This window comes from Kitasatospora sp. NPDC098663 (genome assembly GCF_044760075.1).
In the GTDB taxonomy this organism is placed as follows: domain Bacteria; phylum Actinomycetota; class Actinomycetes; order Streptomycetales; family Streptomycetaceae; genus Kitasatospora.
This window is the reverse complement of record NZ_JBIWAP010000125.1, coordinates 1-2,545: the sequence shown is the minus strand read 5'-3', so window position 1 is coordinate 2,545 and position 2,545 is coordinate 1. Positions and strand designations below refer to the sequence as shown.

Annotated in this window: 2 protein-coding genes and 1 pseudogene; all 3 read left to right on the top strand. The window is 68.7% G+C overall.

The window, feature by feature from the left end:
* Window positions 1-151: 151 nt before the first annotated feature.
* The gene (locus ACIQVZ_RS42360; protein ID WP_402458511.1) at window positions 152-1,216 is read left to right on the top strand and encodes a tyrosine-type recombinase/integrase; all 1,065 of its coding nucleotides are present in this window, start codon (window positions 152-154) and stop codon (window positions 1,214-1,216) included.
* Window positions 1,213-1,527: a helix-turn-helix domain-containing protein gene (locus tag ACIQVZ_RS42355; protein ID WP_402458508.1), complete on the top strand. Its 315-nt coding sequence runs from the start codon at window positions 1,213-1,215 to the stop codon at window positions 1,525-1,527. Before ACIQVZ_RS42360 ends, ACIQVZ_RS42355 begins: the two co-directional genes overlap by 4 nt.
* Before the next feature lie 594 nt (window positions 1,528-2,121).
* Window positions 2,122-2,545: pseudogene (locus ACIQVZ_RS42350) on the top strand (integrase); the annotation flags it as partial.

Genomic DNA, 2,545 nt, shown 5'->3' with positions numbered 1-2,545 from the left:
CCAGCGATCTGGGGCTGGCACATGTTCCTTTTCGTGGATCGCCGCTGCCACCGGCCCGTATCCATCTTCCGTGGTCCTCGTTGGTCTTCGTGGTGGTGCCAGGATTCTCCAGGTGTTGCCTTGATCGGTCAGGTGCGAGGAAGGTGTGCCGGTGACAGCCCAGTTGCGGGTGGTCCAAGGTGGTGCCGTTCTGCTGGAGCCGGTCACCGCCGATCCGTGGGATTTTCAGGCCGAGTGCGTCGAGGCGTTCGTCGCCTCGTGGCGAGCCCGCGGGTTCAGCCCGGTGACTGTCGAGAACGACATCGGGCTGCTGGAACGAACGCTGACCGCGCTGGGCCGGCCGGCGTGGGACGTCACCCCCGAAGACATCGACCGCGTCGTCGGTGACCTGACCCTCGCCGGGCGGGCCGCATCGACCCGCCGCGATTACGTGCAGATCTTCAAGGGCTTCCACCGGTTCCTGCAGGTCCGCAAGGCTGTCGAGATCGAGGCGGGGTTCGGCGTCCGCCTGGTCTGCCCGGTCGATGAGTTCAATGCGTCCCGGCATGTCGGGGACGACTCCCCGGCCCAGCTGCCGCCGCCGACCCCCGAGCGAGTGGCGGAGTTTTTCGACTTTCTCAAGACCCGGATCGCCACCGCCCGCAAGTACGCACCCGCCGCCCGGGACTATGCGATGTTCCGAACCCTCTATCACGCTGGCCTGCGCTCGGAAGAGGCGTCGCTTCTGGACCGCCCGGACGTCCACTTCACGCGGGGCCCGTTCGGCAAGCTTCACGTGCGGTTCGGCAAGGGCGCCCGCACCTCCGGCCCCAGGCCGCGCTGGGTGCCGATGCTGGACGGGCTCGACCTCGTCCTGCACTGGTTCCTCGACGACGTCCGCGGCAAGTTCCCCGACTCGCCGGTGCTGTTCGCGGACGAGTCCGGCGGCATTCTGCACCGCGGGACGATCCGCAACCGCCTGCGCTATCTGATGGAACTTGAAGGCCGCCCGGCGACCGATCGGTTCAGCCCGCATGCCCTGCGACGGGCCTGCGCGACCCACAACTACGAGCGCGGCGTGGACTTGGTGGCAATCCAACAACTCCTTGGTCACTGGACAGTCAGCTCGACGATGAGATACGTCCGTCCGTCCGCGACGTTCATCGAGGATGCCTATCGCCGCGCAGTGACCACCACGCTCGGCGAACTCACCGCCGAGGGGGACGGCTCCGCATGAAGATCCGATGGCGCCTGCGGATGGCCGCCGCCCAGCGAGAGGTGTGGACCGGCACCCAACTGCAGCGGCTCCTGGCCGAACGAGCCGGGCTGCAGATGTCCTCCGCGTCGGTGTCCGCGCTGTTCAGCAAAGAGCCCTCCCAGGTGAAGATGTCCACCCTGATCGCGCTGTGCACCGCGCTGGAATGCACCCCCAACGACCTGTTCGAGGTCGACACCACCCCCGTCGAGCAGCCCGCGGCCCCGCCGCGGCCGGTCGCCGACCTGCCGAAGGCGGCCTCCGCCCGGGGCCGTTCGATGCCTCCCCTGTGACCCGGAAACGAGGGCGGCATCGTGGGTGTCAAACAGAGCGACTGCACCGGCTGCGGAGCCCCGGTCGGCTTCATCGACCGGCACTACTGCTGCCGCTGCACTGCCCAGCAGAAGGAGGCAGCGGCCCGGGCCGCTTGTCCCCGCTGTGGCCAGCAGCGGGTCCTCCAGGCGGACACCGGCCGGTGCATCACCTGCTCACGCGTATGCACCGCCTGCGGACATCCGGTGCGAAGCAAATCCTCGACACTCTGCCGCACTTGCTCACGCCAGTCCGAACGCGACGCGGCCAAGAGGCCGTGCCCTCGCTGCAGCCGGCCCGGATATCTGCACGAGGACACCGGCTGGTGCGGACACTGCTCGCGACCCCGCCAGAGCAAGCAGCCGCCCCGGGTCTGCGAACAGTGCGGCAGAGTACGGAAGCACGCAGGTCTGGGACTGTGCTCAGCCTGCTGGCAGCGTCACCCTGACCGGCCTTTCGTCCGAGCCGAGCACCTTGCCGCAGAGCTCGACCAACCCCCGGACTGGCTGAGGGACTTCGCCGCCGATCTCGCTGGCAAGTACTCCGTCGGCCGAGCCTGCACGATGATCACTTCCTTGGGGCGGCTTCTCCTGGACGGCCAGCCCAACCATCCCCAGGCCGTGCTCGAACGCTCCCGCTGGCCAGAACGCTCGATGGGCACTCTCGCCCGCGCGCTGGAGACCTTCTTCACCTTGCAGGGCCTGGCCATGGTCACCGATCAGGCTGAGCGACTCGCGGCCGGCCGCCGCCGACGTCGAATCGACGCCGTCCCCGAGGACCTGCGGCCACCGGTGCAGGCATTCGCCGACTTCATGATGCACTCGCGCGAGCGAGCCCGGCGGGCCGGAACCCGACCCCGCAGCGATGCGACCGTGGAGGCGGCGCTGGCCATCGTGCGTGACCTCGCTCGGTTCCTCGCAGGTCATCGAGGCAAGCACGACTGGGCACTGGCCGACGTCCACGACATCGAGGCCTACCTCACCGACCAGCCCAAGGCCC